The following is a 16,110-nucleotide window of genomic DNA, read 5'->3' as shown; positions in this document are numbered from 1 at the left end:
ATCGTCGCGTTGCCGATCGCATACGCGACGAGGTTGAGCCCGGCGGTGGCTCCGCTCGTCCACACGAGCGGCTCGGCGCGCGCGCCGACGAAGCCCGCGACGGTCGCGCGGGCGTCCTCGAACAACTCGGTCGCCTCGGCCGCGAGCGTGTGCGCGCCGCGGTGCACCGCCGCGTTGGACCGCGTCAGGAACGCCATTTCGGCGTCGATGACGGCCTGCGGCTTCTGGCTCGTGGCGGCGGAGTCGAGGTAGACGAGGGTCGCGTCGCCGAGGCGCTCCCCGAGCAGCGGGAAGTCGGCGCGGATGGCCGCGAGGTCGAGCACGGGCGCGGGAGATGTCACCCTTCCAGGCTACGCCGTGCCGCGCCGGCTCGGCGGGGTGCGAGCGCCGCGGGGCCTGGGCTCAGACGTCCGCGGGGGTCGACTCGGCCGGCTCGTGCACGGGCGGGCCTGCCGGCCGGGTCGCGCGGCGGCCGACGCGGTGGACCTCCTCCGCGCTGCCGCGGCCGGCCCGGTCATCGCCGGGAAGGGACCGCGACCGGCGCCCGTAGATGAGCTCGGACGAGTCGAGCAGCCAGGGCACGAGCGTGATCGAGACGCCGTGCACGAGCATGAGCTGCTGCGCGATGCGGCGCGCCCGCCGGTTGTGGAGGAGCGACTCCCACCAGTGGCCGACGATGTACTGCGGCAGGTAGACCGTGACGACCGCCGACCCGTGCAGCTCGCGGTACTTCTTGACGAACTCCGCGATGGGGCTGGCGTACATGCGGTAGGGCGACTCGATGATCTTCAGCGGGATCGGCATCCGATGCTCGCGCCACTCCGCCTCGAGCGCTTCGGCCTCCTCCTTCGTGACGGAGACGTGCACGGCGAACGTCTTGTCGTGCTTGGCGGCCAAGGCGTAGTCGACCGCCTTCACGACGGGCTTCTGGAGCTTGTTGACGAGGATGAGGGCGACGTCGCCGGTCGAGCCGAAATGCGTCTGGTCGTCCATCTCGATCTCGGCCTCGACATCCCGGTAGTACCGGTGCACACCGATCATGAGGAAGGAGAGCACCGGGATCGCGAGGAAGACGAGCCACGCGCCGTGCGTGAACTTCGTCACCGTCACGATGAGGAGCACGGATGCCGTCATCGCGGCGCCCGCCGAGTTGATCACGAGTCCCTTGCGCAGGCTGAAGAGCTCGTCGCGGACCGACCTGCTGCCGCGCTCGTCAGCCGGGAGTGCGTGCAGCGCGCGGAGGCCGCGCCGCCAGTGGCGGATCATGCCGATCTGGCCGAGCGTGAACGACGTGAAGACGCCGATGATGTAGAGCTGGATCAGGTTCGTGAGGTTCGCCTGGTAGACGATCAGCACGCCGATGGCGACGAGGCCGAGGATGATCATGCCGTTCGAGTAGACGAGACGGTCGCCGCGGGTGTTCAGCGCCTTCGGGGCGTAGCCGTCGCGGGCGAGCACCGACCCGAGGAGCGGGAAGCCGTTGAACGCGGTGTTGGCCGCCAGGAGCAGCACGAGCGCGGTCGCCGCCTGGATGACGTAGAACGGGATCGAGCCCATGCCGAACACCGCCGACGACACCTGGGCCATCAGGCTCGGCTGCGGGTTGTTCGCGCAATCGAAGCCGATGAGATCGCACGGGTTCTCGGCGTAGTGCACGCCTGAGACCAAAGCCAGCGCGGTCAGTCCCGAGAAGAGCACGATCGCGATGAGGCCCATGAGCGCGAGCGTCGTCTGGGCGTTGCGGACCTTCGGCTGGCGGAAGGCCTGCACGCCGTTGGAGACCGCCTCGACGCCGGTCAGGGCCGAGCAGCCGCTCGAGAACGCCCGCAGGATCAGCAGGATCACGGCGGCCTGCGTGACGCTCTGCGCCTCGACGGCGTACTGGGCGCTGGAGGCGACGGGCGCGTTGCCGGTCGCGGTCTGGAACAGGCCGACGACGATCATGACCGCCACCGAGGCGATGAACACGTAGGTCGGGATCGCGAAAGCCCGCGATGCTTCACGGACGCCGCGGAGGTTGATGATGACGATGAGGATGACGAACCCGACCGCGAGCTCGACGCGGAACGGGTTGAGCCCCGGAATCGCCGAGATGATGTTGTCGACGCCCGAGGCGACCGACACCGAGACGGTGAGCACGTAGTCCACGAGGAGGGCCGCCGCCACGACGACGCCGGGCACCTCGCCGAGGTTCTTGCGCGCGACCTCGTAGTCGCCGCCGCCCGAGGGGTAGGCCTTGATGAGCTGGCGGTAGCTGATCACGACGACGGTGAGGAGCACGACGACGGCTGCGGCGACCCACGGCGCGAACGCCAGGAACGCCAGACCGCCCGTCAGCAGGATGAGGAGGAGTTCCTGCGGCGCATAGGCGACGGAGGACAGCGCGTCGGACGCGAAGATCGGCAGCGCGCGCTTCTTCGGGAGCAGGTGCTCCTCGGAGTCGTCGGAGGCCAGCGGATCGCCCAGGATGAGGCGTTTCGCGATCGGCGGCTCACCGACCGACGGCTCCCTCGTTTCGTTCGTCACGGCGGGCGATGTTACTCGCACGGATTCCGTGAGGATTCATCGGAACGGGCATCCTCACGGAATCCATACGGCGCCGTGCCGAGGCATCCGCCGGTCTTGGTGTTCGCCGGCCGCCGGCGCCGATCGCAGGGTCAGGGAGTGCCGAGGAACTCCCGGGCGGCGACGACGAGGTTGCGCACGCCGTTGTCGAGCGTCGGCTGGAGCACCGGCGCGAAGAAGGGCGAGTGATTCGTGGGGATGTCGCGCTCGACCGTGCCCGCGGCCGTGGCCGCCGCGAACGCGGCCGGGTCGACGCCGCCCCAGAACCAGAACACGAGGGGTGCACCGGACTCGCGCGCGAACCACGACACGTCCTCGCTGCCCGTGAACATGCCGGGATCGATGACGGTGCCGTCGCCGAACGCGGAGTCGAAGGCCAGCCGCAGGCGCGTGGTCGCATCGACGTCGTTGATCGTGGGCGGGAGCGAGTGGTCGATCTCGATGACCGGCTCCTCGTCGGCGCCGGACGCCTGCGCCTCGGCGCGCACCACGCGCTCGACCTTCTCGAGGATGCGCGCCCGCGCCGCGTCGTCGGGGTAGCGCAGGCTGAGTTCGAGCCTCGCCTCGGCCGGGATGATGTTGTTCTTGAGGCCAGCGTGGATCGAGCCGACGGTGACGACAGCGACGTCGCGCGGGTCGACCTCGCGCGAGACGATCGTCTGCAGGCGCATGACGGTCGCGGCGGCCATCACGACGGGGTCGATCGTCGAGTGCGGACGCGACCCGTGACCGCCGCGGCCCAGCAGGGTCACGCGCAGGCCGTCGGAGGCCGCCATCTGCGTGCCGCTGCGCACGCCGATGGTGCCGGCGGGAAGGGGGGTGACGTGCTGGCCGAGCACGATGTCCGGCTTCGGGAACCGATCGAGCACGCCGTCGGCGATCATGGCCTGCGAGCCGGCGCCGTACTCCTCGGCGGGCTGGAAGACGGCGACGATCGTGCCGCTCCACTGATCCTTCGTGGCGACGAGCTGCTCGAGGGCGCCGAGCAGAGCCGAGACGTGCATGTCGTGGCCGCACGCGTGCATGACGGGCACGACGTTGCCGGCCGGATCGGTGCCGCGCGCGGTGCTCGCGTATGCGAGGCCCGTCTGCTCCGGCACGGGCAGGGCGTCCATGTCGGCGCGCAGCCACACCACCGGGCCGTCGCCGTTGCGCAGCACGGCAGCGACGCCCGTCTTGCCGACGCCTTCCTCGAACTCGAGCCCCAGCTCCTCGAGGTGCTTCGCGACCACCCCGGCGGTGCGCGTCTCCTGGAAGGACAGCTCGGGATGCCGGTGCAGGTCGATGTAGAGGGCCTCGAGGTCGATCGTCATGCGGTCGAGCCTAGCCGGGGCGTCAGCCGGCCAGCCGGGCGGTCGAGCCGCGGACGATCAGCTCATACGGCAGGTCGCCGGGCTGGTGCACGGGAGGAGCGGCATCCTTCGACTCGAGCTCGGCGAGGATCGCATCGGCTGCCCGCTCGCCTTGGCCGAGCGGGAACTGGTCGACGGTCGTCAGCCGGAAGAACTCGCCCAGCTCGTGGCCGTCGATGCCGACGACGGAGAGGTCCTCCGGGACCCGGTAGCCCAGTTCGCGCGCGGCCAGCAGTGCGCCGATGGCCATCTCGTCGGATGCCGCGAAGATCGCCGTCGGACGCCCGCCGGGCTTGCCCAGCAGCTGCTTCGCGGCGCGGAACCCGCCCTCGATCGTGAAGTCGGCGGGTTCGTAGAGCGACGGCTTCACCGGGATGCCGGCATCCGCCAGCGCGAGCTCGAAGCCCTGGCGCCGCTGCGTCGGGATGTGGAAGTCGATATCGAACTCGGGGCTGGCGCCGATGTGCGCGATCTCGCGGTGACCGAGCGCGAGCAGGTGCTCGGTCGCGAGACGCGCGACCGCGACGTCGTCGACCGTGAGGGTCGTGAGGCGCGGGTTGGGTCCGCCGATCGCGATGACGGGGAGGTCGAGCTCGAGCAGGTGGCCGGTCTCCTCCTCGCCCAGCTCGATCGAGATCGCGATCACGCCGTCCACGCGCTGCCGGCGCAGGAACGTGTCGAACACGTCCCGGCGCTCGCCGCGGTCGGCGGTGAGGGCGTAGAGCGTGATGTCGTAGCCGCGGCGCATGAGTGCCGACGCGATCCCCGAGAGGACCGTCGAGAAGAACCAGCGGTCGAGGAACGGCACGAGCACCCCGATGTTGCGGGTGCGGCCCGACGCGAGACTCGACGCCGACGCCGACACGACATAGCCGAGGCTCTTGGCCGCCACCTCGACGCGCGCCTTGGTGGCGTCCGAGACGTGGCCGCGCCCGCTCAGCGCGCGCGAGACGGTCGCCGTCGAGACGCCGGCATGCCGCGCGACCTCGTCGATGCTGACCACGCCGCCCTCACCTCTCGTCCGGCTTCGGGCCGGGCGCTCCTCAGTCGTTCGCGAGCCAGACGGTGGTGTCGGCCGGAAGCTCGCCGCCGTCGATCGGGCCACTCGCTGCGATCACGATACCGTCCGGCAGCGGGATCGACGTGGCGCCGGTGTTCCCGATCACCGTGACGTTCCCGTTGCGGAAGGCCACGGCATCCGTTCCGAAGCCCGTCAGCCACTCGAGCGATCCGGCGCCGAGGCCGCGGGCCCGCCGCGCCGCGATGAGCTCGCGGTAGAGCGAGAGCGTGGAGCCGGGGTCCGCCGCCTGCACGTCGCGGGCGAACTCGGCCCAGTCCGCCGGCTGGGGCAACCAGGCTGCACCGTTCGGGGAGAAGCCGTAGCCGGGGGCGTCCGCCGTCCACGGGATCGGCACGCGGCACCCGTCACGGCCGTAGCGCTCGCCGTTCGTGCGGAACCACGTCGGGTCCTGGCGCGCATCGCCGGGGATGTCGATGACCTCGGGCAGGCCGAGTTCCTCGCCCTGGTAGAGGTAGGCGGAACCCGGCAGCGCGAGCATGAGCGTCGTGGCGGCGCGGGCGCGGCGCAGTCCGACCTCGGGGATCGGCTTCCCGGGGGAGTCCGGCCCGATGCCGTGACCCTGCGGGTTCTCGGCGGTCAGGGCCAGGCGCGAGGCGTGCCGCACCACGTCGTGGTTCGAGAGCACCCAGGTGCTCGGAGCGCCGACCGCGGCGTAGGCGGCGATCGACTCGGCGATCACGGAGCGCAGGGCCGCGGCATCCCACGCCGTCTCGAGGTACGCGAAGTTGAAAGCCTGGTGCATCTCGTCGGGCCGGACCCACAGCGCGGTCTTCTCGGGCGTGGGCAGCCACGCCTCGGCGCACAGGGCGCGGTCGCCGTCGTACTCGGCGAGGAGGTTGTGCCAGTCGCGGTACACCTCGTGCACGCCGTCCTGACCCCAGTAGGGGACGTTCGCCTCTTCGCCGCCCATCGAGCCGGTCTCGGGGTCCGGCGTGTAGTCGGGCAGGCCCTCGGCCTTGACGAGGCCGTGGGCGACGTCGACGCGGAAGCCGTCGACGCCGCGGTCGAGCCAGAAGCGCAGCACGCGGCGGAACTCCTCGCGCACCTCCTCGTTCGACCAGTCGAAGTCGGGCTGCGAAGAGTCGAACAGGTGCAGATACCACTGACCGGCGGTGCCGTCGGCCTCCACCACGCGAGTCCAGGCAGGGCCTCCGAAGACGGACTCCCAGTTGTTCGGGGGCAGCTCGCCCTCGACGCCCTGCCCGTCGCGGAACATGTAGCGCGCGCGCTCCGCGCTGCCCGGAGCCGCGGCCAGCGCCTGCTGGAACCACTCGTGCTGGTCGGACGAGTGGTTGGGGACGAGGTCGACGATGAGGCGGATGCTGCGGGCGTGCGCCTGCGCGAGCATCTCGTCGAAGTCGGCCAGCGTGCCGAAGAGGGGGTCGACGTCGCAGTAGTCCGAGACGTCGTAGCCCGCGTCCTTCTGGGGCGAGCGCTGGAACGGGCTCAGCCACAGCGCGTCGACGCCGAGGTCGCGCAGGTCGTCGAGGCGCGAGGTGATGCCGGGCAGGTCGCCCACGCCGTCGCCCGAGCTGTCCGAGAACGAGCGCGGGTAGATCTGGTAGATGACGGCGGTGCGCCACCACTCGTGTCCGGCGGCGGTGGTCGGCGCGCCCGTGCGCTCGGCGGTCTGCGGGGAAGTCATCGGACCAGGATAGTGCAAGCGCTTACATTCCTGCTCGCACGTGGCTGAAGATGTCCTATGGACGATCGCGACGGGATCGCCGGCGGTATCGTGAGGCGGTGTCCGAAGCCCTGACCCGCGCCGAGTCGCTCATTCGAACGATCCCCGACTATCCCGAGCCGGGTGTGCTGTTCCGCGACATCACGCCGCTGCTGGCGGATGCCTCGGCCCTGCGCACCGTGATCCACGCCCTGATCGCCCCGTTCGACGGCGACTTCGACGTCGTGGCAGGCGTGGAGGCGCGCGGGTTCCTGCTCGCCGGTGCCGCGGCGATGGAAGCGGGCGCCGGCCTCGTGCCGATCCGCAAAGCCGGCAAGCTGCCCCGGCCCGCGGCATCCGTCGACTACACCCTCGAATACGGCACGGCGACGATCGAGGCCCACGACGACATCCGCGCCGGCATGCGCGTGCTGCTCGTCGACGACGTGCTCGCCACCGGCGGCACCCTCGTCGCCGCGCGCGCGCTCGTGGAGAGGCTCGGCGGCACCGTCGTCGGAACGGCCGTGCTCATGGAGCTCGAGTCCCTCGGCGGCCGCGCCGTCGTCGGCGACGTGCACACGGTCTTCCGGGCCTGACCTGCCTCTCCCTCCCGGGAGCGGCGCGCCACCGGGGACAGGCGATCCGACCGGATCAGGACGGATGCCGGCAGATCGGCCCGATCCCGTCGATTCGCCTGAACTCGGTAGCCGCTGGGCGAATCAAGACCCGGCGCCTCAGGACCCGGCGCCGCCGAGCACGACGTTGACGGGCGCTTCGCCTCGCACCATGCGCTCGATCTGCGCGCGCACCAGCTTCGCGATGCGCGGGGCCATGGCACTGCTGTCGCCGCCGACATGGGGCGTGATGAGCACGCCGGGAACACCCCACAGCGCGTGTCCGGCAGGCAGCGGCTCGGGCTCCGTCACGTCGAGGGCCGCCCGGATGCGCCCGCGCCGGACGTGGTCGACGAGGGCCTCCGTGTCCACCAGCGAGCCGCGTCCGACGTTGACCAGGAGGGCTCCGTCGGGAAGGGCGGACAGGAACGCATCGTCCACGATGTGTCGCGTGCCCTCGCCGCCGGGGAGGGTGACGATGACGATCTCCGCCTCGCCGAGCAGCTCGGGCAGCTCGTCGACGCCGTGGACCGGCATCCCCTCCTCGACGCGCGCACGGCGCGCGACCGCCGTCAGCTCGACCTCGAACGGGGCCAGTCTCGACGCGACCGCCTTGCCGACGCCGCCGTAGCCGAGCAGCAGCACGCGACGGTCGGCGAGGCTGTGCGTGTAGTGCGCGTCCCACCGGCCGGCGGCGGTGTCGCGTGCGAAGGCGTCGATGTGGCGCTGGGACGCGATCGCGAGCCCGACGGCGAGCTCCGCCGTCGAGGTCTCGTGGACGCTCGAGGCGTTCGCGAACACGAGGCCGTCCGGAAGGATGTCGGCGACGCCGTCGTAGCCGATCGACTGGCCCTGCACGAGGGCCACGTCGACCCCGTCGAGACGCTCGAGCACCCGCGCCATCGACATGTAGGGCGGCACGACGATGTCGAACCTCTCCCGAGGGGCCGGTCCGTCCATCGGCCAGACCACCAGCTCGACCCCGTCGGGCAGAGCCCCCAGGTCGGCTGCCAGCTCGTCGGTCGGCACGCTCACGATCAGGTTCCGGATGCCTCGGCTCACCCCTCTACGCTATCGGCGCGGTGCTCGCGCGGCGTCGGCGCCCGGCGATACGCTCGCGACGAGCGGCGCGCGCCCCGGGCCGCCCCACCCGAGGAGGCGGAGATGGTCCCCGAGATCAACTACTGGGCCGTGCTGATCGCGACCCTGTCGACGATGCTCGTCGGCTCGATCTGGTACGCGCCGCCGGTCTTCGGCACGCGCTGGGCGAAGCTGGCGAACGTCGACATGAACCGCGAGCAGACCTCGCTGCAGGCGTGGATGCCCATCATCGTCACGGTGTTCGTGAGCTTCGTGTCGGCCTGGGTGCTGGCGGGCGCGACGAACATCGCCTGGCACTTCTACGGCGGCGGCTACCTGCTCGCGTCGCTCGGAACGGCGATCATCCTGTGGGCGGGGTTCACGGCGGCGCGGTTCATCACCCATGACCAGTTCGAGGGCCGACCGACATCGCTCACCGTCATGAACATCGCCCACGAACTCGTGACGTTCGTCGTGATGGGCGTCATCATCGGCGTGTGGCCGCCCGCCGGCACGGTCTGAGCCGGGAAGCGGATGCTGCGGCTCAGGCTGCGGCAGAGACCACGGCGGCGACCGCCGACGTGAAGAACGGCAGGCCGTCGACGCCCGAGCGCATGGCGGCCTCGGTGTCGGGGCCGAACCCCGGCTCGACGGCGTGCTCGGGATGCGGCATCAGGCCGACCACGTTGCCGCGCTCGTTGGAGATCCCGGCGATGTCGCGCAGCGAGCCGTTCGGGTTCACGCCGAGATAGCGGAAGGCCACCAGGCCCTCGCCCTCGAGGCGGTCCAGCTCGTCCTCCGAGGCGATGTAGCCGCCGTCGGCGTTCTTGAGCGGGATCACGATCTCCTGGCCGGCCTCGAAATCGCTCGTCCACGCCGTGCGAGTGCTCTCGACGCGCAGGCGCTGGTCGCGACGGATGAACTGCTGGTGCGCGTTGCGGATGAGGCCGCCCGGCAGCAGGTGCGCCTCGACGAGCATCTGGAAGCCGTTGCAGATGCCGAGGATCGGCATGCCCTGGGCTGCGGCATCCTTCACCTCCGCCATGATCGGCGCGAGCGCCGCGATGGCCCCGGCGCGCAGGTAGTCCCCGTAGCTGAAGCCGCCGGGCAGCACGAGGGCGTCGACGCCCTCGAGATCGTGAGAGCCGTGCCACAGGGCGACCGGCTCGGCGCCCGCGACGGCGATCGCGCGCTGCGCATCTCGGTCGTCGAGCGAGCCCGGGAACGTGATGACCCCGATGCGCGTGGTCACTCGACCACCTCGACGCCGACGACGTCCTCGATGACGGAGTTGGAGAGGATCTCGTCGGCGAGCTGACGAGCCGTCGCGAGGATCTCGTCGGTGACCTCGCCGTCGACGGTCAGCTCGAAGCGCTTGCCGATGCGCACCGAGGTGAACGCGTCCTGGCCGCGACGCGCGAGGGCGCCGGAGACGGCCTTCCCCTGCGGGTCGAGCAGCTCGGCCTTGGGCATGACATCGACGACGATCGTGGGCACGGGGATCCTCCTGGCGGCGCGGCGTTCCCCCAAGTCTACGGGCCGCGTCCGGGGTGTGCCGTCGCGCGGCGTGACGTGCCGCCCACAGGGTTGTGACACAACCGTGACCGTTTCGTGGGAGCGCTCCCTTGACATTCGTGGGAGCGATCCCATAGCGTCGGTTCCCGTCCGGTGGGAACGCTCCCACGGCACCGCGGCCCGGAACCCGTCTCGAGCCGCACCCCCTGCAACACACAACGATCTGACAACACAAAGGAGTGACAGTGAACTCACGCGCCTTCCGCCGAAGCGCCGTGGCGGTCGCCGCCTTCTCGGCCTCGGCCATCATCCTCGCCGGCTGCGCCGGCAACGGAAGCGGCAACGAGTCCTCGGCTGACCCTGACGAGCCCATCACGCTCACCATCGCCACGTTCAACGACTTCGGCTACACCGATGAACTCCTCCAGGAGTACATGGACGAGAACCCGAACGTGACCATCGTCCACAACCGCGCCGCCGAGTCCGGCGATGCACGTGCGAACTACTTCCAGAAGCTGGGCAAGGAGGGTCTCGCCGACATCGAGGCCGTGGAGATCGACTGGTTCGCCGAGGCGATGCAGTACTCCGACCTCCTCGCCGAGGCGCCCGACAGCGTCAAGGGCCGCTGGCTCGACTGGAAGGAAGCCGCCGCGACCGACCCCGACGGCCGTCTCGTGGGCTTCGGCACCGACATCGGTCCCCAGGGCATCTGCTACCGCGCCGACCTGTTCGAGGCCGCCGGACTGCCCAGCGACCGCGAAGGCGTCGCCGAGCTGTTCAACGGCGACTGGGAGAACTTCCTCGACGTCGCCGACCAGTACAAGGAAGCCACCGGCAAGCCGATGATCGACTCGGCGAACTCGGTGCTCCAGGGCATCGTCAACCAGATCGAGTACACGTACACCGAGCCGGACGGCACGGTCATCGCGACCGAGAACCCCGAGATCCAGGCCGCGTACGAGCTCGTGACCGAGCGCGCCGTGCCCAACTCGGCTTACGCCGGTCAGTGGTCGGACGACTGGTTCGCCTCGATGGCAAACGGTGAGTTCGCCACGATGCTGTGCCCGGGCTGGATGCTCGGCGTCATCTCGGGCAACGCTCCCGACGTCACCGGGTGGGACATCGCCGATGTCTTCCCGAACGGCGGCGGCAACTGGGGCGGCTCGTACCTGACCGTCCCCGCCAACGGCGCCAACGTCGACGCGGCGCTTGCGCTCGCCGACTGGCTCACCGCTCCCGAGCAGCAGGTCAAGGCATTCACCAACGCCGGAACGTTCCCGAGCCAGCTCGAGGCGTACTCCGACCCCGCCCTCACCGACGCGACGAACGAGTACTTCAACGACGCTCCCACCGGCGAGATCCTCAGCACCCGTGCCGAGGCCGTGACGGTCGCCCCCTATAAGGACGCGAGCTACTTCAAGTACCACGACGCGCTCCAGAACGCGGTCACGCGTGTCTTCGACGGTGTCGAGGACGAGCAGACCTCGTGGAACACCTGGGTAGCCGAGGTCGAGGCCTTCTGATAGGCCGTTCCTGACAGCTTCGGCCGCTCGCCCGGTCGAGGCCTGAGAGGAGGAGTGTGTGCGGGCCTCCCGCCCGCGCACACTCCTCCCGATCCCCTCGATCCTCGATACCGAATCGGAGCCACCGGTGACCTCGACCGCAACCCGCCCCGCGGCATCCGGGCCGGCCGACCGGCCGTCTCCCGAACGCCAGCCGCGCGTGATCTCCTTCTCCCACCGCCTGAGCAAGTGGGACCTGAAGTTCTCCCCCTACCTCTACATCTCGCCGTTCTTCATCGTCTTCGCGATCGTGGGTCTCTTCCCCATCGCCTACACCGCGGTGATCTCGTTCCAGGACTGGGATCTCGTCCGCAACTCGGGCGAGTTCGTCGGATTCGACCAGTACATCTGGATCCTCCAGAACCCGCAGTTCTGGACCGCCCTGCGCAACACCTTCAGCATCTTCCTGCTCTCGACGGTGCCGCAGCTGGTGCTGGCGATCTTCATCGCCGCGATGCTCGACCGGAACATCCGCTCGAAGACCTTCTGGCGCATGGGCGTCCTGCTGCCCTACGTCATGGCCCCCGTCGCCGTCGCCCTGATCTTCAGCAACATGTTCGGCGACAATCACGGCCTGGTGAACAACATCCTCACCGACCTCGGGCTGCAGGCCATCCCGTGGCACAAGGACCCGTTCTGGAGCCACGTCGCGATCGCGACCATGGTGAACTTCCGCTGGACGGGCTACAACGCCCTCATCCTCCTGGCCGCGATGCAGGCGATCCCGCGCGACTACTACGAGGCCGCCACCGTGGACGGCGCAGGCGCCTTCCGCCAGTTCACCGCGATCACCGTGCCCTCGCTGCGCCCGACGCTGATCTTCGTCATCATCACGTCCACCATCGGCGGACTGCAGATCTTCGACGAGCCCCGCATGTACGACAACACCGGTGAGGGCGGTGCCGCGCAGCAGTGGCTCACGATCACCCTGTTCCTCTACAACATCGGCTGGCGGGAGTGGAACTTCGGACGCGCCGCCGCGCTGGCGTGGATCCTGTTCCTCATCATCCTCGTGATCGGCCTGATCAACCTGGCAGTCACCCGCCGGCTCGTCCGGGACGAGGGCGGCCGAGGCGTCACCGCGCCGCGCAAGAAGGGAATCCGCCGATGAGCACGACTCCTCCGATCGCGATGGTCGAGCAGACCATCGCCACCTCGAGCATCGCCGAGGGCCGCGGTCGCAACCGCACCACCAAGATCCGTGGTCACCGCGCCGGGTTCTGGGTCTACGTCGGACTCGGCGTCGTGCTGCTGTCGGCCGTGTTCCCCTACTACTGGTCCTTCCTCATCGGCTCCGGGGACTCGACCACGATCAACGACCCCAACATGTCGTGGATCCCGGGCGGCAACTTCATCGCCAACGCCGCGTCTGTCGTCAACGACCCTGCCGTCAACTTCTGGCCGGCGCTGTGGAACTCGATCTACAGCTCGACGCTGATCGCGGCGGCCGTGGTGATCACCTCCACGCTCGCCGGCTGGGCCTTCGCGAAGCTGCGCTTCCGCGGGAGCAAGGCGCTGCTCATCTTCGTCGTGGCGACGATGGCGGTGCCGATGCAGCTGGGCGTGGTGCCGCTGTACATCCTCTTCGCCGACCTCGGCTGGACCGGGCAGATCGGCGCCATCGTCATCCCGGCGCTCACGAGCGCGTTCGGCGTCTTCTGGATGACGCAGTACCTCCAGCAGTCGGTGCCCGACGAGCTCATCGAAGCGGCGCGCGTGGACGGGGCATCCATGATGCGCACGTTCTGGGTGATCGGCGTGACCGCCGCCCGCCCGGCCGCCGCGATGCTGTTCCTCTTCACCTTCGTCGGCGCGTGGAACAACTTCTTCTGGCCCTTCATCGTGCTCGACCGTCAGAACCCCACGCTCCCGGTCGCGCTGTCGCTGCTGCAGTCGAACTACTTCGTCGACTACTCGATCGTGCTGGCGGGCGTGCTCCTGTCGACCATCCCGCTCCTCATCCTCTTCGCCTTCGCCGGAAAGCAGCTCGTGAGCGGCATCATGGCGGGCGCGGTCAAGGGCTGAGCGCGGCATCCATCCCGTTTCCGATCACCCACACTTCAGAGAGGACGCCGTCCGCATGACCGAGACCACCGCGCGCGCCTTCCCGTCGGACTTCCTGTTCGGCGCAGCCACCGCCGCCTTCCAGATCGAGGGCGCCGCACACGAGGACGGCCGCCGCGACTCGATCTGGGATGCGTTCTGCCGCGTCCCCGGGGCTGTCATCAACGCCGACAACGGCGACGTCGCCTGCGAGCACTACCACCGGTACACCGACGACGTCGCGCTCATGAAGACGATGGGCCTGCAGACCTACCGCTTCTCGACCTCGTGGTCCCGCGTGCGCCCCGACGGCGGCGCGCTCAACCCGAAGGGCGTCGACTTCTACAAGCGGCTGGTCGACGAGCTGCTGGATGCCGGCATCCTGCCGTGGCTGACGCTCTATCACTGGGACCTGCCGCAGGCGCTGCAGGACAAGGGCGGCTGGGCCAACCGCGACACCGCGGACCTCTTCACCGAGTACGCCCTCGACATGCACGACGCGCTCGGCGATCGCGTCAACGTGTGGACGACGCTCAACGAGCCGTGGTGCTCGTCGTTCCTGAGCTACACGGCCGGCCTCCACGCGCCGGGTCACTACAGCGTCACCGAGGGCGTCCTCGCCGCCCATCACCTGCTGCTCGGTCACGGTCAGGCCGTGCGCGAACTCCGGGCCCGCGACGCGTCGCTCAACCTCGGCATCACGCTGAACCTCACCGTCGCCGATCCGGTCGACGAGAACGACGCGGCCGACCTCGACGCCGCCCGGCGCATCGACGGGCAGTTCAATCGGTGGTTCCTCGACCCGATCTTCCGCGGCCAGTACCCGGCGGACGTCGTCGAGGACATCCGCGCCGTCGACGCGGGCGCGATCAAGGCGCTCGAGGAGGCCGTGCGGCCCGGCGACCTCGAAGTCATCGCGACCGCCATCGACACGCTCGGCGTGAACTACTACCACGGCGAGTACGTCGGCGGGCATGCGCCGGCTGTTCCTCCGACGGGCGGCGACGCGCCGACGGATCGGCCGGGCCGCTCGCCGTTCCCCTCGCACGAGGGCATCTACTGGCACGAGCGCGGACTGCCCCGCACGCCGATGCACTGGGAGGTGCAGCCCGAGGGCCTCACCCGGCTGCTCTCCCGCGTGTGGGATGAGTACGCCCAGCCCGCGGGCACGACCCTCTTCGTGACCGAGAACGGTGCGGCGTACGACGACGAACGGGTCGTCGAGGACGGCGAGGTGCGCGTGCACGACGCCGACCGTGCCCACTTCGTGCGCGCCCACCTCGACGCGATCCTCGACGCGGTGGAGGCCGGCGTCGATGTGCGCGGATACTTCTACTGGTCGCTCCTGGACAACTTCGAGTGGGCATGGGGGTACGAGAAGCGCTTCGGCATCGTGCGCGTCGACTACGACACCCAGCTGCGCAGCGTGAAGGACAGCGGCCGCGAGTACAGCAGGATCATCGCCGCTCGGGCGCTCGACCGGGATGCGGCCGCCCTTCGGGCGTAGCGTCCACGGTGTGCCGTAGCATCCACATGGTGCGGCAGCACCCGGAAGGGAAGCAGAGGGAATGACGACGGACGCGCTTCGCGGGACGGTCACGATCGAGGAGGTCGCCGCGGCTGCGGGCGTCTCACGCTCGACGGTGTCGCGTGTCGTGAACGGCTCGACCGCCGTCAGCCCCGAGGCGCTCGAGGCGGTCACCAAGGCGATCGCCGAGCTGAACTACGTTCCCAACCGCGCGGCCCGGTCGCTGGCGAGCCGTCAGACGCACGCGATCGCGCTGGTCGTGCCCGAGGACACCACCCGCTTCTTCGGGGATCCCTTCTTCGCTGCGATCGTGTCGGGCATCAACGCGCGGCTCAGCCGCTCGGACTACGTCCTCAACCTCTTCATCGCGAACGACGACCCCGGCGACAAGACCACGAGCTACGTGCGCAGCGGCGCCGTCGACGGCGCGATCATCGTGTCGCACCACACCAGCGACCTGTTCATCGACCGCATCGCCAATGCGGTGCCGGTCGTGTACGGAGGTCGGCCCGTGCGCGAACGTGAGCGCGACTACTACGTCGACGTCGACAACGTCCGCGGCGGGCACGACGCGACCACCTACCTCATCGAGCGCGGCCACCGGAACATCGCGACGATCGCCGGCCCGCTGACGATGCCCGCCGGTGTCGACCGGCTGCAGGGGTATCGCGACGCACTGCGCGCGTGGGAGCTGCCCGAGGGCGTCGTCGTCGACGGCAACTTCACCGCCGACGGGGGAGCCGACGCCATGCGCCGCATCCTCGAGTCGGGGGAGCGCCCCGATGCGGTCTTCGTCGCGAGCGATCTCATGGCGCGAGGGGCGCTCGCGGTGCTCGCGGCCGCGGGCCTGCGCGTGCCGCAGGACATCGCGGTGATGGGCTTCGACGACTCACCGGTCGCCACCTCCGTCGAGCCGCAGCTGACGACGATGCGTCAGCCGTCCTTCGCCCAGGGTGAGCGCATGGCGACCGTGCTGCTCGACATCCTCGCGGGGAGGCATCCCCGCCACGTCACGATCCTCGAGACCGAGCTCGTCGTCCGCGACTCCGTCTGATCGGTCTCAGCCGCGGCCCGGCGCGGTGGCCTGCAGCAGGTTGGCCCACGGGT

General features: G+C 69.9%; 15 protein-coding genes. 7 read left to right on the top strand and 8 right to left on the bottom strand.

Annotated features, from left to right (window positions below; all coding sequences use genetic code 11):
- The 5 genes from ACE3O1_RS10785 to ACE3O1_RS10765 all read right to left on the bottom strand — a co-directional run.
- Positions 1-341: aminotransferase class V-fold PLP-dependent enzyme (locus ACE3O1_RS10785; protein ID WP_374315039.1), on the bottom strand; the 341-nt coding region annotated here is incomplete at its 3' end.
- Between the two features lie 61 nt (positions 342-402).
- Entirely contained in the window at positions 403-2,526 is a 2,124-nt protein-coding gene (locus ACE3O1_RS10780) for an APC family permease (protein ID WP_374315038.1), read from the bottom strand.
- A 131-nt stretch (positions 2,527-2,657) separates the two neighbouring features.
- A complete protein-coding gene (locus ACE3O1_RS10775) occupies positions 2,658-3,878 on the bottom strand; it encodes an amidohydrolase (protein ID WP_374315037.1) in 1,221 nt (406 codons plus the stop codon).
- A gap of 22 nt (positions 3,879-3,900) precedes the next feature.
- The gene (locus ACE3O1_RS10770) at positions 3,901-4,920 is read right to left on the bottom strand and encodes a LacI family DNA-binding transcriptional regulator (protein ID WP_374315036.1); all 1,020 of its coding nucleotides are present in this window, start codon (positions 4,918-4,920) and stop codon (positions 3,901-3,903) included.
- 40 nt (positions 4,921-4,960) lie between these two features.
- On the bottom strand, positions 4,961-6,643 hold the full coding sequence (locus ACE3O1_RS10765; RefSeq protein ID WP_374315035.1) for a glycoside hydrolase family 13 protein: 1,683 nt from the start codon (positions 6,641-6,643) through the stop codon (positions 4,961-4,963).
- 50 nt (positions 6,644-6,693) lie between these two features.
- Between ACE3O1_RS10765 and ACE3O1_RS10760 the strand changes: the two genes are divergently transcribed.
- Entirely contained in the window at positions 6,694-7,257 is a 564-nt protein-coding gene (locus ACE3O1_RS10760) for an adenine phosphoribosyltransferase (protein ID WP_374315034.1), read from the top strand.
- Positions 7,258-7,395: 138 nt separating this feature from the next.
- On the opposite strand, the gene ACE3O1_RS10755 is transcribed toward ACE3O1_RS10760, so the two are convergent.
- A complete protein-coding gene (locus ACE3O1_RS10755; protein WP_374315033.1) occupies positions 7,396-8,337 on the bottom strand; it encodes a 2-hydroxyacid dehydrogenase in 942 nt (313 codons plus the stop codon).
- A 102-nt stretch (positions 8,338-8,439) separates the two neighbouring features.
- Here ACE3O1_RS10755 and ACE3O1_RS10750 point away from each other — a divergent pair, with 102 nt between their 5' ends.
- Positions 8,440-8,877 carry a DUF1761 domain-containing protein gene (locus ACE3O1_RS10750; RefSeq protein ID WP_374315032.1) on the top strand — a complete coding sequence of 146 codons (438 nt, stop codon included), beginning with the start codon at positions 8,440-8,442 and terminating at the stop codon, positions 8,875-8,877.
- A gap of 22 nt (positions 8,878-8,899) precedes the next feature.
- Here ACE3O1_RS10750 and purQ read toward each other — a convergent pair whose 3' ends face one another.
- Positions 8,900-9,607 carry a phosphoribosylformylglycinamidine synthase subunit PurQ gene (gene purQ, locus ACE3O1_RS10745; RefSeq protein ID WP_374315031.1) on the bottom strand — a complete coding sequence of 236 codons (708 nt, stop codon included), beginning with the start codon at positions 9,605-9,607 and terminating at the stop codon, positions 8,900-8,902.
- The gene (gene purS, locus ACE3O1_RS10740; protein ID WP_374315030.1) at positions 9,604-9,852 is read right to left on the bottom strand and encodes a phosphoribosylformylglycinamidine synthase subunit PurS; all 249 of its coding nucleotides are present in this window, start codon (positions 9,850-9,852) and stop codon (positions 9,604-9,606) included. The genes purQ and purS overlap by 4 nt, the downstream gene beginning before the upstream one ends.
- 263 nt (positions 9,853-10,115) lie before the next feature.
- Between purS and ACE3O1_RS10735 the strand changes: the two genes are divergently transcribed.
- The 5 genes from ACE3O1_RS10735 (at position 10,116) to ACE3O1_RS10715 (ending at position 16,057) form a co-directional block, all read left to right on the top strand.
- The gene (locus ACE3O1_RS10735; RefSeq protein WP_374315029.1) at positions 10,116-11,393 is read left to right on the top strand and encodes an extracellular solute-binding protein; all 1,278 of its coding nucleotides are present in this window, start codon (positions 10,116-10,118) and stop codon (positions 11,391-11,393) included.
- Positions 11,394-11,520: 127 nt separating this feature from the next.
- Positions 11,521-12,543, top strand: a complete 1,023-nt coding sequence (locus ACE3O1_RS10730; RefSeq protein ID WP_374315028.1) for a carbohydrate ABC transporter permease — start codon at positions 11,521-11,523, stop codon at positions 12,541-12,543.
- On the top strand, positions 12,540-13,457 hold the full coding sequence (locus ACE3O1_RS10725) for a carbohydrate ABC transporter permease (protein ID WP_374315027.1): 918 nt from the start codon (positions 12,540-12,542) through the stop codon (positions 13,455-13,457). The genes ACE3O1_RS10730 and ACE3O1_RS10725 overlap by 4 nt, the downstream gene beginning before the upstream one ends.
- Positions 13,458-13,512: 55 nt before the next feature.
- On the top strand, positions 13,513-14,982 hold the full coding sequence (locus tag ACE3O1_RS10720) for a glycoside hydrolase family 1 protein (RefSeq protein WP_374315026.1): 1,470 nt from the start codon (positions 13,513-13,515) through the stop codon (positions 14,980-14,982).
- A 61-nt stretch (positions 14,983-15,043) separates the two neighbouring features.
- The gene (locus ACE3O1_RS10715; RefSeq protein WP_374315025.1) at positions 15,044-16,057 is read left to right on the top strand and encodes a LacI family DNA-binding transcriptional regulator; all 1,014 of its coding nucleotides are present in this window, start codon (positions 15,044-15,046) and stop codon (positions 16,055-16,057) included.
- Positions 16,058-16,110 lie beyond the last annotated feature (53 nt).

This window comes from Microbacterium sp., assembly GCF_041909575.1.
Taxonomy (GTDB): Bacteria; Actinomycetota; Actinomycetes; order Actinomycetales; family Microbacteriaceae; genus Microbacterium.
The sequence above is the reverse complement of the archived record's forward strand: the minus strand, read 5'-3'. Positions and strand labels throughout refer to the sequence as shown.